Origin of the sequence: Hyalangium sp., assembly GCF_035629615.1 — a bacterium.
Lineage (GTDB): Bacteria > Myxococcota > Myxococcia > Myxococcales > Myxococcaceae > Hyalangium.
The window spans coordinates 1-16125 of sequence record NZ_DASPHO010000019.1; the positions used below are offsets into that span (position 1 = coordinate 1).

Annotated in this window: 11 protein-coding genes and 1 pseudogene; 5 read left to right on the top strand and 7 right to left on the bottom strand. The window is 69.3% G+C overall.

The genetic code is table 11. The features are described from left to right. Window positions 1–374: pseudogene (locus VD972_RS00685) on the top strand (hypothetical protein); the annotation flags it as partial. Further along, window positions 371–1174, top strand: coding sequence for a hypothetical protein (locus VD972_RS00690; RefSeq protein WP_324979176.1), 804 nt, complete (start codon window positions 371–373; stop codon window positions 1172–1174). The pseudogene VD972_RS00685 and the gene VD972_RS00690, both read left to right, overlap by 4 nt. A gap of 29 nt (window positions 1175–1203) precedes the next feature. Here VD972_RS00690 and VD972_RS00695 read toward each other — a convergent pair whose 3' ends face one another. From VD972_RS00695 to VD972_RS00715, 5 genes are all read right to left on the bottom strand, one after another. Further along, the gene (locus VD972_RS00695) at window positions 1204–1755 is read right to left on the bottom strand and encodes a GNAT family N-acetyltransferase (RefSeq protein WP_324979178.1); all 552 of its coding nucleotides are present in this window, start codon (window positions 1753–1755) and stop codon (window positions 1204–1206) included. Beyond that, window positions 1752–3104 (bottom strand): mandelate racemase/muconate lactonizing enzyme family protein, encoded by a 1353-nt coding sequence (locus VD972_RS00700; RefSeq protein WP_324979182.1) that lies wholly within the window; start codon window positions 3102–3104, stop codon window positions 1752–1754. Before VD972_RS00700 ends, VD972_RS00695 begins: the two co-directional genes overlap by 4 nt. A 63-nt stretch (window positions 3105–3167) precedes the next feature. After that, on the bottom strand, window positions 3168–4610 hold the full coding sequence (locus tag VD972_RS00705) for an NAD(P)/FAD-dependent oxidoreductase (protein WP_324979185.1): 1443 nt from the start codon (window positions 4608–4610) through the stop codon (window positions 3168–3170). Continuing rightward, entirely contained in the window at window positions 4543–5532 is a 990-nt protein-coding gene (locus tag VD972_RS00710; RefSeq protein WP_324979188.1) for a D-2-hydroxyacid dehydrogenase, read from the bottom strand. The genes VD972_RS00705 and VD972_RS00710 overlap by 68 nt, the downstream gene beginning before the upstream one ends. Before the next feature lie 7 nt (window positions 5533–5539). Beyond that, window positions 5540–6679, bottom strand: coding sequence for a Glu/Leu/Phe/Val family dehydrogenase (locus VD972_RS00715; RefSeq protein WP_324979191.1), 1140 nt, complete (start codon window positions 6677–6679; stop codon window positions 5540–5542). A gap of 91 nt (window positions 6680–6770) precedes the next feature. On the opposite strand from VD972_RS00715, the gene VD972_RS00720 reads away from it, so the two are divergent. The 3 genes from VD972_RS00720 (at window position 6771) to VD972_RS00730 (ending at window position 9967) form a co-directional block, all read left to right on the top strand. Further along, window positions 6771–8321, top strand: a complete 1551-nt coding sequence (locus VD972_RS00720) for a pyridoxal phosphate-dependent decarboxylase family protein (RefSeq protein WP_324979194.1) — start codon at window positions 6771–6773, stop codon at window positions 8319–8321. A gap of 86 nt (window positions 8322–8407) precedes the next feature. After that, the gene (locus VD972_RS00725) at window positions 8408–9214 is read left to right on the top strand and encodes a hypothetical protein (protein WP_324979197.1); all 807 of its coding nucleotides are present in this window, start codon (window positions 8408–8410) and stop codon (window positions 9212–9214) included. A gap of 270 nt (window positions 9215–9484) precedes the next feature. Further along, the gene (locus VD972_RS00730; protein ID WP_324979199.1) at window positions 9485–9967 is read left to right on the top strand and encodes a hypothetical protein; all 483 of its coding nucleotides are present in this window, start codon (window positions 9485–9487) and stop codon (window positions 9965–9967) included. Between the two features lie 291 nt (window positions 9968–10258). Here the strand turns inward: VD972_RS00730 and VD972_RS00735 are convergent, their stop codons facing one another. Both VD972_RS00735 and VD972_RS00740 read right to left on the bottom strand, forming a co-directional pair. After that, window positions 10259–11533, bottom strand: coding sequence for a hypothetical protein (locus tag VD972_RS00735; RefSeq protein WP_324979202.1), 1275 nt, complete (start codon window positions 11531–11533; stop codon window positions 10259–10261). A 228-nt stretch (window positions 11534–11761) separates the two neighbouring features. Further along, window positions 11762–16114: a protein kinase domain-containing protein gene (locus VD972_RS00740; RefSeq protein ID WP_324979205.1), complete on the bottom strand. Its 4353-nt coding sequence runs from the start codon at window positions 16112–16114 to the stop codon at window positions 11762–11764. Window positions 16115–16125 lie beyond the last annotated feature (11 nt).

Sequence of the window (16125 nt, forward strand, 5' to 3'; positions counted from 1 at the left end):
TTGTCGAGAGCGCCACCGCGACGGTGAAGAAGAAGGTGCCTCGGGCTGAGCGTCCCGCCGCCGCCGTCAGCAAGCCGATCGAGCCCCCCGCTCCGGCACCCGCTCCTGCGCCAGAGCCAGCCCAGGCGCCCCTGGCCACGACCGGGACGCTCCACCTCACCGTGAAGGGAGCCTGGGCAGACGTCTGGATGGATGGCCAGCGGCTGGGCCGGGTGCCTCCGCAGAACCGCTACCTCCTGCCTGCGGGTGAGCATGAGCTCGAGCTGCGCAACCCCGCCCGCAAGCCCTACCGGCAGAAGATCGCCATCCCTCCGAACGGCACCCTGTCGCACACGGCCCACTTTGAACCTCTGGGGTCCAGCCCTTCGCCATGAGCCCTCGCACCCTGCTGCTGCTCCTGCTGCTGATGGCTTCCTCTGCAGCGGCGGAGTCGCTGCCGGGCATCCAGCTCTACGAGAGCGGTGAGTACGAGGCCGCGGCCCGCTCCTTCGAGGAGGTGCTGGCCACCCCACAGCGGTCCGCCGAGGATCGGCGGCTGGCACGGATCTACCTGGCTGCCTCGCTGTACGCGCTTGGGAAGGTGGACGAGATCCGGCAGCAGCTCGAGGTGATCGCGCGGGAGCACCCCGGGCCGCAGGTGGACGCGGTCCGCTTCCCACCGGAGCTGGTGGCCCTCGCGGAGGCCCTCCGGGAGCGGGTGGAGACCGAGCGGCGGCAGGCGGAGCAGGAAGCCCTGCGCAAGCGCCAGGAGCAGGAGGCGACGAGGGCCCGGAAGCCCTCCCCGCCTGACTCCTCGCTGCGGCCGGAGCTGCTCAGCCTCATCGAGGCCCGGGGTCCTGCGCTGCTGCTGGGAGGAGGGCTCGCCTACAGCCACGGGGCGCTGGAGGTCGGCGCGCGCGTGTGGATCAGCCCCTCCCCGGTCTTCCATCTCCAGGGAGGGCTCCTGCTGGGCCATGGAGTCCTGCGGCCTCACCTGGGCCTGCGGGCCACGCTCGTCCCGAGTGAAGGGGCCTACGGCGCGGGTGCGCTGGCGGGCGGGAGGATCTCCCTCCCGGCGGGCCTGGTGGGCCTGGTGGACGTGGGAGGCGACTACTTCTTCGTCAGCGACGAGGCCCACCAGCGCTTCGCGCTGACGGCCCAGGTAGGGCTGGGCCTCGAGCTGTTCCGTCCCTGAGCGGAGGCGCTGCCACTCCTCGCATCAGGTCAGGGACGACGAGCACGCCATTCCTCGCGAGTCTGGCCCCAGATCTCGACTTGGGTGCCGAAGGGCTCAGGCAGCACGCCCTCCCGGGGGAGCCGCTTGGCTCCGAGACGCCGTGCGAGGCTTTGCGCACGGAAGTTCTCATGCTCGATGCAGTGGAGGATCTCGGTCCAGCCCAGCGTGTCGCACATCCAATCGATGACGACGCTGGAAGCCTCTAAGGCGTATCCTTTTCCCCAAGCGTCGGCCACGAGACTGCAGGCGAACTCCCCGCAGGGCCACCCCTCGGGTCGCCACGGGCCAAGCCGTCCAAGCCAGCGGCCTGTGGCCTTCTCGATGACTGAAAACATGCTGAAGCCGTTGACGGCCCAGGCACCGATCATCGTGCACATGTTCCGCCACGCCATGGGCCTCGATTGGACGCCTCCCAGCGCTTGGGCCACCCTCTCATCTGCGGCGAAGGCAGCCCACGCCTCGAAGTCCTCGGCCGCCGGCGGACGGAGAAGGAGTCGCTCCGTTTCCAAGGTGGGGCCGAGCGGGTGAGGCCTGATCATGGCGACTCGCCCTCTGGAATCGGCAACGGCGAGAGGACGCGGTGCTCCGGCGCCCAAGGCCCGGCCAGGCTGTCGGCATTGGTGCGGGCAAGAGGCTGTTCACCGCCGAGGCTCGGCAGCTGCGGGATGAGCGCGTCAAAGCCGGACGGCACGGTGATCACCGGCACCCGACGGTCCCAGCGGTAGCGCTGGAACGCGCTCAGGTTCGGCTCGGTGCCCCATCCGGGACGATTGAGCGGGATCCGCATCTCGCCGTTCACGAGCTCCGGAGCATGGGTAAACAGCTCGTCCTTCCAGGGGACGTCCTCGCCGTCGACTTCGAGCACCCGGACGTTGGGCAGTACGCCGCACAGGCTCGCGGAGATGAACGTGCTCAGATGGCTGTAATAGTTATGGACACAGGTGTTGAGCCGGAACGTCTGGGCCAGCTGCCCGATGCGCAGGGAGGGCGAGAAGCCATTCCAGATGGTGTCAATCATCACCACGTCCAGCGCCCGTTCCTGAAAGTAGGGCAGATACCCCTCCGGGTAGAACAACGTCTCTCCAGAACAGACCGGCACGTCGATCCGCTGCTTCACCTCACGGAGCGCCCGGGGGTCGTCGAGGTCGAGCTCGAGCCACATCAGCCCATAGGGCCGGAGCCGGTCAGCGACCCTGACGGCGCTCTCGGGCTTGCAGTTGTGGTTGATGTCCAAGATGATCCCAAAAGAATCGCCTACTGCGCCGCGGATCGTTTTGATCACCGCTTCCAGGTGATCGAGCCTCGGGCCCGTCAGATACTGGTCGGTCGTCCCCATCTCACCGCCGAAGCCGGTATGGTCCATCTTCAGCGGCAACGACGTCAGTGCTGGCAGGTTGGTCTTCAGGGCCTGGAAGCCGGCCGCCTTGGCCTCGTGCGCCGCCTCCTCGATATCGGCGAACGTCTCGATCGGCTTCTTACCCAGAAACTTGCTCGCGGAGGGGCGGTAGCCGAGGAAGTGAGAGAAGTACACGGGGACGGTCTGACGCGTGGGTCCGCCGAACAGCTCGGTGACGGAGATCCCGAGCGCCTTGGCCTTGATGTCAATCAGAGCGCACTCCAGCGCGCCTACCGCCTTGCTCGCAGCCCCCCCGATGCTCCCGAGCCGCAGGCGCCGGAACATGTCCCAGAACCGCATCTCGTAGGCACGGGGATCCGTCCCGAGCAGGATGGGTTTCATGTCTTCGATGGCGCCGAGGACTGCATATTGCGTGAAGAGGCACGTGCACTCGCCATAGCCGACGATGCCCGCGTCGGTCTCGACTCGCACGATGCCCCAGGGCCGCCATCCGGCGTCGACAAGGAAAGTCTCGATATGGGTGATCTTCATGGGTTCGCTGGCAGGAGTGGAGTGGAAGGCTACATGGATGGCGCGCGCTCGGTCCAGGTGGCGTCACGCTCGCAACGTGCGTCGCGCAAGGCGGAGCAGGATGGCTGGGTGAAGCAGGGCTGACGGGTGAGACTCGGCCTGGGTCACTCTCAAGGCCGCGCGCAAGAGCGCGGGGTCGCGCGGAGCGACCGCGCGCAGATGCCTGTAGAACACCCGCTCCCAACGCTCCCGCCGGCTGAGGCCGGAGCCGTCTACCACGCCGGGCAGATCGAGCTCGATCGCCGCATTCCACACCCAGTAGGGCCTGTACTTCTCGGCAATGCGACGCTGGAACTGGAGCGAGAAGCCGACTCGTTCGGACAGCGGTCGCTCGGACTCGGCCAGCATCGTCCCCAGCGTCTCGGCAGCCAGGAGGCAGAAGGTCATCCCCTGGGCGTGCTCGGGATTGGCGTGGAACGCCGCGTCACCCACCACCACCAGGCCGTCCGGGAAGCGGGCCAGCTTGTCGTACCGAATCCACCGGCTGAACGACGTACCGTAGTAATGGACGGGGGACGCCGGCTCGGCATCGCGGATGAGGTGATAGATTTCCTGGCTCGCCAGCTCGCGGGTGAACGCGAGGAAGCCGTCCTCGGTCTTGGACGGGTAGAGGCCGGCCAGGCCCGCCACGGACACGCGCCACAGCCCGCCTTCGATGCGAGTCAGGGCGCCGACGCGTCGGTTCTGCGGCGTGGCCCGCACGAACAGCGCGATCCAGTCCGGTGCCGACATGCCTGGGGGCGGGTGGAACAACCGCGTCGCGGTGGCGCTGAGCAGATCGACCTGCTCGACCTCCGGCTCGCCGAACCCAAGTGAGCTCACCAGGCGTGACGTGCGCGAGCCGAGCCCGGCCGCGTCGACCACGAGATCGGCGTGCAGCTGACGGCCGTCGTCCAGCTGGACGCCGATCACGCGAGAGCCGTCATCCCGGACCAGGAGCTGGTTGATTCTCTGCCGGTCACGAATGACGACGTTGGCGACCTCCGACAGCCGGCGTCGGATGGAGAACTCGAGCAGCATGCGGGTGCACATGCGGCTCACCAGGCCAGAAGAAAACCGGGGAAGCCAATCGCCGACGTAGTTGCGGCAGTCCTTGAAGAAGTCGAACCGCAGCGCTCCAGCCTCCGCCAGATCCTCGTCGAGCCCGGGAAAGAGCTGCGTGATTCTTCGATAGCCGATCGAGCCGAGGACGTGCGAGTGGGGCGCCTGCGGCGTCTTCCCGCGCACGTCCGGCTGGCCGGGCAAGGTATCGCGCTCGAGCAGCGTTACTCGCTCGAAGTGGTCTGCGAGGATTCGTGCGGCCAACAGCCCCGAGATGCCTCCACCCACCACGAGGGCCTCCCTGGACGTGCTCGCGCGAGTACCCGCTGTCACTCTGCCCGGCGCCGCGTCCATGTCTCTACCCACGTCCAGCGCCTGCGGGCGCTGGCTCCGTCTGCGGCGGAGGAGCCGCGAGCTCGGCGACATTCTCGAGCGCTCTCGAGGTCGAGAGCCGCTGCATGTTGTGAACGATCAGCTCGCCCAGTGCATCTACCTCACGCTCTTGCTCGAACGCGCAATGCGGCGTCACCCAGACTCCAGGCTCGCTCCAGAGGGAATGCTCGCGTGGGAGCGGCTCGCGCTCGTGTACATCGAGCAGGGCTGCACGACAGCGACCCGATCGCAGCGCCTCGACGAGCGCCGCGGTGTCCGTGATCCCGGGCCGGCTGACGTCGATGAGCGCCGCGCCTGGCTTGAGGCGCGCGAAGAAGGCTGCATCCAGAAGGCCGCGCGTGGAGGGCGACGCGGGGACGCAGACCGCTACGTAGTCCGCCTCATGCGCCACGGCGTGTCGCTCGTCCGAGGGGACACATCGATCCACCTCGACCCGGGCGGCACCGGAGCGCGTCACCGCCACGACGTGCATCCCGTTCGCTCTGGCCGCGCGCGCGACCTCCGCCCCGATCCGACCCAGCCCGAAGATGAGCAGTCTGCTGCCCGACACGAGGCGCGCGCCGGGACGCCTCCAGACCCGTTCGTCGTGCTGACGAATGAGCGTGGGCGCGTTGCGAGCGAGCGCGAAGATCCCCATCATCACGAACTCTGCGACAGCGCGGCAAGGTATCGACCCGGCGTGCGTGACGATCAGCCCGGGAGCGCGAGGCTCGTTCTGGAGGTGATCGAAACCCACACTCGTGAGCTGCAGCCACTGCAGCCGCCGCATGCGGCCGAGCAGGCCGGCCGGGAAGCGATAGGCAACCAGAACATCGATCGTGTCACGGTCAGGCGGGTCGACGTCGGTCTGTGTCACTGCGGTGACGCGCACGTGCGTGAGCCGGGCACGCAGGTACTGCGCGATCGGCTCGGCGAACACGGGGTGATAGACACACAGGTGAACCTCGGCAGTCATCGCAAGGTCACGATCGAGCGAACAGCTCGGAGCGACGGCGTTCGGCGAGGTGCTCGGCGACCCGATGCGTGGAGAGCTTCTCCGCGCGAGCCTGCTCGTAAACCACCCGGGTGTTGGCGCCCACGCGCGTTTCTGTCTGGTCGAACAACCACGCGGCCGCCTCCTGCGGTGTCGTTCCGGTCGGGATGGCGCCAAGCAGCGCCAGCCCACAGCCGATCGCCCCACCGGCGTTCGCCACGATATCGGGGACCACGAGGCGACGTTCGCCTGCCAGATGGGCGATCGCCTCCGGGGTGAGGGGCGAGTTCGCCCCTTCGACGACGATCTGCGCACGCACCCGCTGGACGTTCCCGGCGTGCACGGCATTGGCCACCGCGGCCGGAACCAGCACCTCGGCATCGATGTCCAGCCACGCCTCCGGCTGAGGCGACGCACGCACACCCGATGGGAGCCGCGTCCGGTCGATCTCCCCGCGTTCGTCGGTGATGGCGAGCAGCGCGTCGAGCGGCAGACCGCCCTCCGCGGACACGGTGCCATGAATGTCCGCGACCGCAACGACTCGCAGCCCGAGGCGCTCGGCGTGGCGGGCGGCGGCCTGGCCCACCTCACCGAAGCCCTGAATCACGACCCGACGCCGCCTCGCCCCGAGCTCGAGGAGATCGGCAGCGACCGCGCTCGCGTGCGCGACGCCGAGCCCCGTGACGTCGCTGCAGTGCTGCCAGAGGGTCGCCCAGTCGCACGGCAGCGAGACCTGTTGCTCCACTGCGTACTGCGCGTGCCGGTGGATGAACGAACGCTCGGCGTAGGTGCACCCAAGGTCCGTGCCCAGATAGACACCGCCCCGCAAGAGCGGCCCGGCGAGCTGCCCGAACGAAGCGAGCACCCTTTCACGGGCTTCTCCCTGAACCTTCGGATCGAGGACGATGGCCCCCTTGGATCCGCCGATCCGCACTCCGGCCAGCGCGAGCTTGAGGCTCATCCGCCGCGCGAGCCCCCGGACCTCCTCCAGGCTCACACCGGCCGATATCCGCGTTCCACCCATCGCCTTACCGCTGACGAGATTATCGGCGACGACGAACGCCCGGAGTCCTGTCTTGGAGTCGATCAACTGCGCTTGCAACTCGGGTTCGTGCTCGTGGGTTCCCATCGAGGGAGCGATTCTAATTGCTTGAAATCCTTGCTGTCCAGGTTGTGCCCGTTATTGACAATGGACCTGACTCCCAGGATCCTGACTCGAGATGAAGCTGGGTGACTTGGACGCTGCGTCAAATGAAACGAGCACGGAGCTCTTGCGCGACGGGCGAGACACCGTGGGGATCGACGCGGACCAGTTTCGAGCCATCGGTCACGAGCTTGTCGACCGCATCGGGGATTTCTTCGGCAGAATGCACGAAGGCCCGGTCTCCACGGCGGAGTCGAGCGAAGAGCTGAGGCGCTTATTGGGACAGCGTCCCTTGCCCTCGGACGGGACTGACGCTGGCGCCATCGTCGCACAGGCAGCCGAGCTGTGTCTTTCGCACTCGGTGCTGGTCGGACATGGCCGGTTCTGGGGATACGTCCACGGCGCCGCCAGCCCCCTGGGTGCACTTGCGGAGCTGCTGGCAGCGGCGCTGAACTCCCCCGTCACCAGCCCGCGAACCGGCCCGATCTCCTCCGCGATCGAGGAGCAGGCCGTTCGCTGGATGGCGGAGCTGGTGGGCTTTCCAACGGGCGGTGGAGGGCTGTTCCTGAGCGGCGGCTCCATGGCGAACCTCGTCGCATTGCGCGCGGCGTTCCATGCGCGGATCTCCTGGGACTTGCGCGAGCTCGGCATGAGCCACCCGCGTAGCGCAGCGATCCGCGTCTACGCGACGCGCGAGACCCACAGCTCGATCGCGAAGGCGTTGGTGCTGCTCGGGCTCGGCACACGGGCGCTGGTCGAGATTCCTATCGACGCGGACGGCCGGATGAATCCCAGCGAGCTCGCTCGGCGCGTGACGCTCGATCGCGACCAGGGGCTCGAGCCGCTCGTGGTCGTCGGCACGGCGGGAACGACCTCGACAGGAGCCGTGGATCCTCTGCCGGCGATCGCTGCCATCTGTCGCGAGCACCGGTTGTGGCTGCACGTCGACGGGGCGTATGGCGCTCCCGCGAGCCTCTCGGCGCTGGCACCGCCCGACATCCTGGGTCTGCGGGAGGCCGACTCGCTGGTGATCGACGCGCACAAGTGGCTCTACATGCCGCTCGAGGCCGGATGCGTCCTCGTGCGCGATCCCCGGCTGCTCTACGACGCGTTCTGCTTTCAGAGCCCCTACTACTCGCTCAGCGGAGTCCAGGGTGTTGGCGAACCGCTGCCGCTTCGGGATCAGGGCCCACAGACGTCGCGTGGCTTCCGCGCTCTCAAGGTGTGGCTCGCGCTCCAGCACCTCGGACGGACGGGGTACGCAGCCCGCATCACCGAGGACATCGAGCTTGCGCGTCACCTCCATGCTCTGGCCGCGCGCCACCCCGAGCTGGAGGCATGCTCCCAGGGCCTGAGCGTCACCACGTTCCGTTACGTCCCTGCAGAGCTCGCCCCCAACGCGAACGAACATCGCCCGTACCTCGACGAGCTGAATCGCGAGATCCTCACCCGGCTCCAGGACTCGGGCGCCGCGTATCCATCCCACACCACCGTTCGTGGCGCTTACGTGCTCCGCGTGTGCATCGTGAACTTCAACACCACGCGCGCCGACATCGAGTTGCTGCCGACGCTCGTTGCAGACCTCGGAGCCCGTATCCACGCCGAGCGTCGGGCGCTGCGAGGCTGACGGCTCGCAACACCAGGCCCACGCCAAGCCGCCAGGACCCAGTCCCTTGAGGCCCCGGGCGCGACGGCACGTGGCATAGTGAGCGCATGAAAACCCTCCTGGGGCGCTGGCTGTGCCTGTGGCCGTGCCTGCTGGCCATGGCGTGCGTGACCACGGCGTCGAACACGCGGAGCCCCGGGCTCGAGGAGCGCTGCAACGAGGGGAGCGCGTCGGCCTGCGAGTCGTGGGGGCAGCAGCTCACGGGGGAGCAGCAAGCGGAGGCCGCGGACCAGGCGTTCGGCCTGGCGTGCGCACAGGAATCCATCTCCGCCTGTGTGCAGCAGGGGAAGCTCCGGATGGAGCGGGGGAACCTGGAGGGCGCGGAGCCGCCCCTGTTCAAGGCCTACGACGCGGGGCAGGAGGAGGGCGCGCTGGCGCTCGCGGACCTCTACGAGGCGCGGGGAGATGGAGCAGGTGCCTCGCGACTGCGCTGGGAGGCGCTCTCCATCGACAAATCGACGGTGGAGTTCGCGCTCGGCATGCGCATCCCGTGGGGGGGTGAGCTGGGCGGCGCGTTGGACGTGAACGTGCAGCCCATGGGACTGGGGGCGCGGCGGCTGACCTTGGGCGCCAACCTGTCATTCCCCAAGGATCTGACGCTGAACGCCACCGTGGGCTACCAGCACTTCGTGACGAGCTGGGCAGCCCCCTACGCCCGCGCGCTGGTGGGCTCCCAGCTGGGTGGGCGGCGGGCCCGCCTCAATCTGGGGGCCGAGGTGGGCGCAAAGCTCTTCGCGGATTCGATAGGCCACATGGGCGTCGCGGTGGGGGGTTCGCTCGATGGCTCCATGTACACGGTGGTCGAGCTGGGCCTGGACTGGGTGCTGGCGCTGGTCGTGCTCGCGCACTTGTGAGACGGGCCCTCAACGGCACTCGCTCGCCAGTATCCAGGCAGGCGGCGCCGGACGCGCCGCGCCATCCGCCTGCCCCCTGCGACCGCTCGGCTCAGGCTTTCGACGGCTCGCCCCAACCGGCCCGCCGCCCTCGCGCCGGGGTGGCACCTTTAACCTGGGTTGAAGGTCTCACTCATGCACGGAGGCAAGGCAATGGCAGGGAACGCGGAAGACGGTGGCGGACGGAGCGGGAGCCGTTGGAGGATAGCGGCCTGGGGCACCGCAGCGCTCATGCTGCTGCTGCCCCTTTTCGCGATGCAGGTCACCGATGAAGTGGACTGGGATGTGGCCGATTTCGCTCTCTTCGGCGCCATGCTGGTCGGCGCTGGCGGCACCTTCGAGCTCGCAGCGAGGATGACGGGCAATAACGCGTACCGAGCCGCCGTCGGCGTTGCGCTCGCGGCAGCATTCATCCTCGTCTGGATGAACCTTGCCGTTGGCATCATCGGGAATGAGGAGAACCCCGCCAACTTGATGTATGGCTGCGTGCTCGCCGTCGGGATCCTCGGTGCCGTCATCGCGCGCTTCCAGCCACATGGAATGGCACGCGCGTTGGTCGCGACGGCGCTCGCTCAAGCGTTGGTCGCCGTGATCGCCCTGGTCGCCGGATTGGGCTACACCTTCGTACTGACGGGGTTCTTCGTCGCGCTGTGGCTCATATCGGCCTGGCTGTTTCGGAAAGCTCTCCTGGAGCCAGCTGAGCAGGCCGCGTAGGCAGCGCCAGGTGCTCCAAAGTGGCGCGTACCCCGTCGGGGGCCGTCAGGTACTCCAGCACCCGGCGCCGGCCTCCACACCGGGCGCAGCAGCCCGGCCGCCCTCTGACGCTGCGGCGGCGCTGTAGCAGGCGCGCGCCGCCCTCTGGCCCGGGTCGTGGAGTAACCCGGCGCTCCCGCGGCGCTTCTCGGCGAGCCGCCGGGGCGGGGCCTGGGCACCGCGAACATGGCGCCCGACGCGTTCGAGGCGCTGCGTGCCCGCGCCACGAACCCGGCCACATAGGCCCGTGCGTCAGTCGCGAACCGCCCACGTCTTCGAGCGCTTCTCCATGTCGGCGAAGGACAGCCGCACGAAGTCGCGACCGGCGCCGAGCTCGATGCCTACCCAGAGCAACTCCGGGTCCGCGAGGTAGACGTCCACGCCCGCCCACGTCGCGCGCCGGGTGAGCAGCGGCTCCAGGTCGTAGGCGCGCGGGGGCTTCGAGAGGTCCGCGGAGAACAGCAGCAAGTCGTCGCCCCAGTGGATCCACAACCGGCCGTCCTGGCGCGTCCCGATGTCGTGCACCTGCGGGTCGTACGTATACGGGCTCACCGGTCTCATCGTCGGGACCGTGATGACCTGCTCGGAGCCGTCCCCCGCGAACCGATGCACCGTGAGGACGTTGTTCGCGACCGCCTCCACCCGGACGACGTCACCCTTCGGCATCAGGTAGAGCTCCGGTTCCCAGGAGCCGCCCTTCGGCAGGGGGTGGAGGTCCGCCTTCTCCTGGCCCGGCTGCCAGCGCAGCAGCGCGCGCTGGTTGCGAGCGAGCCTGAGCTGCAGCACCAGCGGCGCGTCCTTGCTCCCCCAGACCTTCGTCGCCAGGCCACACTCCTGCGCGCGCCCGTCGAACAGCGACTTGCGCGTCACGCCCGAGGCGGCGTGCTCGAAGACGACGATCTCGTCCACCGGGCAGGTGTTGGTGTCGCAGCTCTGCTGCGGCTTGCGAAACATGAGGAACACCGCGCGCTCGACCGAGACATCGAGCTTGCGGGCCGCGTCGACGCGATAGAGCAGCTCCGGCGGCGAGCTCCCGTCGAGGGCGAGCCGGTAGACGACGTACACCGGGACCTGCCCCGGCCCTTTGCGATCTCCAGCCATCATGACCAGCGCGTTCCGGCCGTCGGGGAGGAAGGCGAGGTGATCCACCTGGTACCGGTTGAGGTCCTCGGACGGCGGCGGCGGCTTGGCCAGCTTGAGGTGCCGCTTCGGCGCGGCGGTGAAGAGGTGAATGGACGGATCCTTCTCCCACGCGGCGAGGACGCCTCCGGCGTCGTTGGCCGCAACGCGGTACAGGTTGTCCCCGGGCTGCCGGTGCAGCGACACGAACGCCTTCGCCCCACGCGGCAGCACACGCAGGCTCGAGCCGCCCACGGTCATGAGGCCACCCTGGCCCATCGGCAACAGGGTGGTGACCCCGTGGAGGCGCGTCGTGGTGTCCTTGAAGTTCTGCCGGGAATCGACGTCCTCGGCGCGCGCGAGCAACGCCACCAACGTCAGGATCAGCACGATGGGACCGTTTCGCACAGCGATCTCCGTGTGAGCGGGCCCGGCGCCCGACCGAGGGTAGGCTCGGCGACGCGAGCCACGATACACTTCGGACGTGCGCGGCGTGGCCACTATTCAAGCCGGAAGCCTAACGCCGGTCGGTGGCCCGGCTCCCTCAAGGGGGGGCGGAGCCGGCGCAGGAGGAGGAGAGCCGGTGGGTGGCCGCGACGGTGGATGAGTCGCAAAGAGTAGTGGGCGGGAAGCAACTCAGTGGAGGAAGGCTGCGCCGCGGGAGTCCTGGGGAACTTCACCTTCCAGGCGCTGCACACGGCGCAGCTCCGCCTCGGCGCCCATGGCGGTGAAGAGCTCCCGGGCGCGCGCCAGCAGCTGCTCGCGCCGGTGAGGGAGGGCCATGGCCGCGTCAAAGCACGCCACCCCCAGCTCCCACCGGTTGGGCCCCTTCTCCAGGAGGGAGATGGCCTGCAGGAATAAAGGCTCGGCGGCGGCCATGCCCTTGCGCAGCTTCCGTGCCCGGGCCGTCACCCGCAGCGCCGGCCCCTTCAGGTACGTGTAGAGACGCGACAGGGCCCGCGCCTTGAAGGTTCCCAGCCGGACGATGCGCAGCAGCTTTGAGCGCGGCACCGAGGTGGCGCCCTCCTCCAGCGCGAAGAGGGCCGCCTCTGCCGCGTCCACCAGGCCGATCTGCAGGAAGGGCACCAGCACCTGGTACTTCCACACCGTGTCAAAGGCGCGCACGGCCATCCGCGCCGCCTCCTCCACCCGGTGCTCGCGCACGTAGACGTTGGCCAGGTGGTTGAGCGCCGCGCACTGGTTGGCCAGATCACCCACCTGGATGGAGATGGCGAGGCCCTCCTCCAGCTCCTCGCACAGCTGCGCCACGTCGCCCTCACCCTGGAGGTAGCGGCACATGGGCACCCACGCGTGCGCCCACCCTTGGTGCATCAACGCGTTGTGCTCCCGCCCCAGCTCGCCCATCTCTCGGAAGGACTTCTCGGCCGCCTCGAAGCGCGCTGCCAGGAAGTGGCTGGTGGCCAGGATCATCGTGGAGGTCTGCATCTCCCACTGCTCGCCCACCTGCCGGAGCACGCCGATGGCCTCCTCCTCCAGCCTCACGGCGCGTGCCAGGTCGTTGGAGAACAGGGCGTGGGTGCCCAGGCGGCTGAGGGCAATGCCCTCGGCCACCACATCCTTCGAGCGCCGGCCGAGCTCCAGCGCCCGGGACAGGTAGCGCAGCGAGCGCTTGAGCAGCCCGGCGCCCACGAGCACCGTTCCGTAGTACCCGCTGGCGTGGCTCAGGCTGTACTCCGTGCGCGCACGCTCCGCCATGTTGAGGGCCACCAGCGTGGCCCAGGTGAGCTTGGACAGATCCACGAAGTAGTAGATCCGCATCAGCGACATGAGCGTGTTGAGCTGCTTGATGAAGCGCGCCCGCTTGGGGGCCGGCACGGGCCGCAGAATCCATGGGCACACCTGGCTGAGCAGATGGAGGCCGAGGTGGACTGCCGTGCGCACCACCACCGCGGCCCGGGTGCGTGGCGCGGCGTGCCCCATGAGCTCGAGCGCGCGCTCCAGCTCCTGGATGGCCCGGCCGGACTCGCCCTTCTCCTGGAAGGCGCGGCCCAGCCCCACGTGGATCTCCGCGCGCACGTCATCCGCGTGCTCGTCCTCGAGCCGCTGCTCGAACATCTGGATGGCGGCCGTGTAGTGGCCCGACTGCAAGAGCGTCTGCGCCAGCTCCAGCGTCACCTGGCGCGTGTCCTCCAAGACCGCGGTGCTCGGCAGGCGCTCCGAGGCGGAGAGCACCTCCAAGGCACGGTGGTAGTGGTGGATGGCCTCGTCGTTGGCATACTGGCGCTTGGCGGTGCGCGCAGCGATCAGCGTGTACTCCAGCCCCTTGGCTTCATCGTTCCCCGCCAGGTAGTGGTAGGCGAGGATGCCCGCAGGCTTGACGGTGCGCTCCTCCAGCGCCTGGGCGATGCGCTGGTGGTACTGCCGCCGCGAGCTGCGGGGCAGGGACTGCAAGGCCGCCTCCTGGATGAGGGCGTGGCGGAACTGGTAGCCGGGCGCGGCCTCCTCGTCCCACGGCTGGAGCAGCCCCGCGGCCACCAGCCCCGCCAGATCCCTGCGCAGCGCGGTGCCGACCAGGCCCGTGAGGATGACGAGCAGCGCCTGGGAGAAGCTGCGCCCCACCACCGCGCACAGCTGCGCGAGCTGCTTCTGCCGGCGCGGCAGCGCATCCAGCCGGGCCAGGAGCAGCTCATGCAGCGTCAGAGGGATGGCCGCCGCCACCCCGCCCTCCATGATCACCCGCGTCATCTCCTCCACGAAGAGGGGGATGCCGTCCGTGCGGGCCACCAGCTGCGTCACCACCTTGTCCGGCAGCCGCTGGCCTCGCGCCACCTCCTTCACCAGCCGCTCGGCGCACGCCGCCGACAGCCGCTCCAGGGCGATGAGCTGGAAGCGGGGGTGCTGCCCCCACGGCGGGCGGAACTCGGGGCGGGCGCTGAGGACCAGGAGCACGCGCAGCCTGTCCACGAACTCCAACAAGAAGCTCAGCAGCTGCAGCGTGGAAGGGTCCGCCCAGTGGAGATCCTCCACCACCACCAGCATCGGGCGCTCCCACTCCTGGTGCACGCGCAGGGCGACCAGCGCCGCCATCGTCTCCTCCTTCTGGCGCTGCGGCGTGAGGCGCAGGTGCGGAGAGTCCTCGGCCACCGGCAGTTCCACCAGGGAGGCCAGCAGGCCCACCTGCACCGGCGTCAGGCCCCGCTCCTCGAGCCACGGCTCCAGCGCGCGGAGGTTCTCCTGGGGCGAGCGCTCCGGGCGCAACCACAGCCGCTGCAGCATCTCGATGACGGGGTGCAGGGCGCTGGTGCTGAACTGGCTCCAGCACTGGAGCCTCAGCAGCAGGGGCTTCTCCGGCAGCACTCGCTCGCGCAGCTCCTGCAGGAGGCGGGACTTGCCGATGCCCGCCTCGCCGCTGACGAGCACGTAGTTCCCCTGCCCCTCGCGGGCTCGCCGCCAGGCGTCGAGCAGCTGCCCCAGCTCGCGCTCGCGGCCTACCAACGGGCTCAGCTTCCCGTCTCCCGCGAGCATTCGCTCGAAGCGGATGACCGACACGCGCGAGCGCAGCACGCGGTGCACCTCCAGGGTGCGCCGCTCGTCGAACGCGCGGGCCCCGAGCGGCACCGTATCGAAGGCGCGCTTCACCAGGCTGTAGGTGCTGGGGCCGAGCACCACCTGGTCCGGCCCGGCCTGCCGCCCCAGCCAGGCGGCGATGCGCGGGGCCTCACCCTGGATGGTGGGAGTGCGCCCCCGCAGCTCCGGGAGGTTGTCGTCCAGCACCACCAGGTCCGTGTCGATGCCCACCTGTACCGCCAGCTGTGGAGGCGGCCCTGGTGGTGGCCTCGCCCGGAGGGCCTGGTGCACGGCCTGGGGCAGGACCAGGCCCGCACGCACCGCGCACTCGGAGTCGCCCTCCTTGACCACCGGATAGCCGAAGCAGGCCAGCACCTCGTCGCCGATGCACAGGGTGATGGAGCCGCCGTGCCGCTGGATGATCTCCGAGGCCACGCGGTGAAAGGTGGCCTCCAGCTCGCCGAACTCCTCGGGGTCCAGATGCCCGGCCAGCGCGGAGAGCCCCGCCACCCGGCAGGACACCAGCGTCACCTGTCGGCGCTGAGGCGCCACCGAGCGCTGCACCCCGCGCCCGGGCTGCAGGTGCTCCTCCAGCTCACGCAGCTCCTCTCGCAGCTCCTGGGCCGACAGGAGGCGCTTGTCGGGCTCCTTGGCCAGCGCCACGGAGAGCAGCGACTCCAGCTCCCAGGGGAGCTCCGAGTGACGCTCGCGCAGCGAGGGCACAGGCTCCCGGGAGAGCACCTTCGCGCGGAGCTCATCCACTCGCAGTTCCGGATAGGGAAGCTCACCGGTGAGCAGCTCATACAGCATGATGCCCGCAGCCCAGATGTCGGCGCGCTCGTCCACCTGCTCGCCCCGCCATTGCTCTGGCGCCATGTGGGAGGGCGTCCCAGCGCTGGGCAGGTCCTGCGGCACGGAGGCGCCCACGGGCACCAACCAGGCCAGGCCGAAGTCCAGCAGCTTCACCGGGCCCTGGTGGGTGATGAAGACATTGCTGGGCTTGAGGTCGCGGTGGACGATGTGGTGCTCGTGCGCGTGCGCCAGCCCCGCCGCCACCCCTCTCATGAGCCTCAGCGTGCGCCGCAGCTCCAGCTTGCGCTCGCGCTGCAGCAGCTCCCCCAGCGACTCGCCCTGCAGACATTCCATGACGAGGAAGGGGACGGGGGGCTCGCCCGGCCCGTCCCTCCACTCGGACACGTCGAAGATGCGGATGATGTTCTCGTGATCCAGCCTGGCGATGGCCCGGGCCTCCCGCAGCCCCATGCCGGCCAGCTCCTCGCGCGGGAGGAGGAACTTGAGGGCCACCACCCGCTGCAGCTCCCCATCGTAGGCGCGGAACACCTGGCCCATGGTGCCCTCGCCCAGCCGCTGGATGATCTCGAAGCGGCGTCCGTCCGAGCCCCCCAACCGCTCGCCGGGGAGCAGGCTGCGCAGCTTCACCCGAGGGGCGGCCGTCGCCACCTCTCTCAGGA

Coding starts and splice junctions, on each gene's coding strand:
- VD972_RS00715 (WP_324979191.1), bottom strand. CDS start 6,679: ATGGGAACCCACGAGCACGAACCCGAGTTGCAAGCGCAGTTGATCGAC.
- VD972_RS00720 (WP_324979194.1), top strand. CDS start 6,771: ATGAAGCTGGGTGACTTGGACGCTGCGTCAAATGAAACGAGCACGGAG.
- VD972_RS00730 (WP_324979199.1), top strand. CDS start 9,485: ATGCTGCTGCTGCCCCTTTTCGCGATGCAGGTCACCGATGAAGTGGAC.
- VD972_RS00725 (WP_324979197.1), top strand. CDS start 8,408: ATGAAAACCCTCCTGGGGCGCTGGCTGTGCCTGTGGCCGTGCCTGCTG.
- VD972_RS00710 (WP_324979188.1), bottom strand. CDS start 5,532: ATGACTGCCGAGGTTCACCTGTGTGTCTATCACCCCGTGTTCGCCGAG.
- VD972_RS00695 (WP_324979178.1), bottom strand. CDS start 1,755: ATGATCAGGCCTCACCCGCTCGGCCCCACCTTGGAAACGGAGCGACTC.
- VD972_RS00700 (WP_324979182.1), bottom strand. CDS start 3,104: ATGAAGATCACCCATATCGAGACTTTCCTTGTCGACGCCGGATGGCGG.
- VD972_RS00705 (WP_324979185.1), bottom strand. CDS start 4,610: ATGTCGCCGAGCTCGCGGCTCCTCCGCCGCAGACGGAGCCAGCGCCCG.
- VD972_RS00690 (WP_324979176.1), top strand. CDS start 371: ATGAGCCCTCGCACCCTGCTGCTGCTCCTGCTGCTGATGGCTTCCTCT.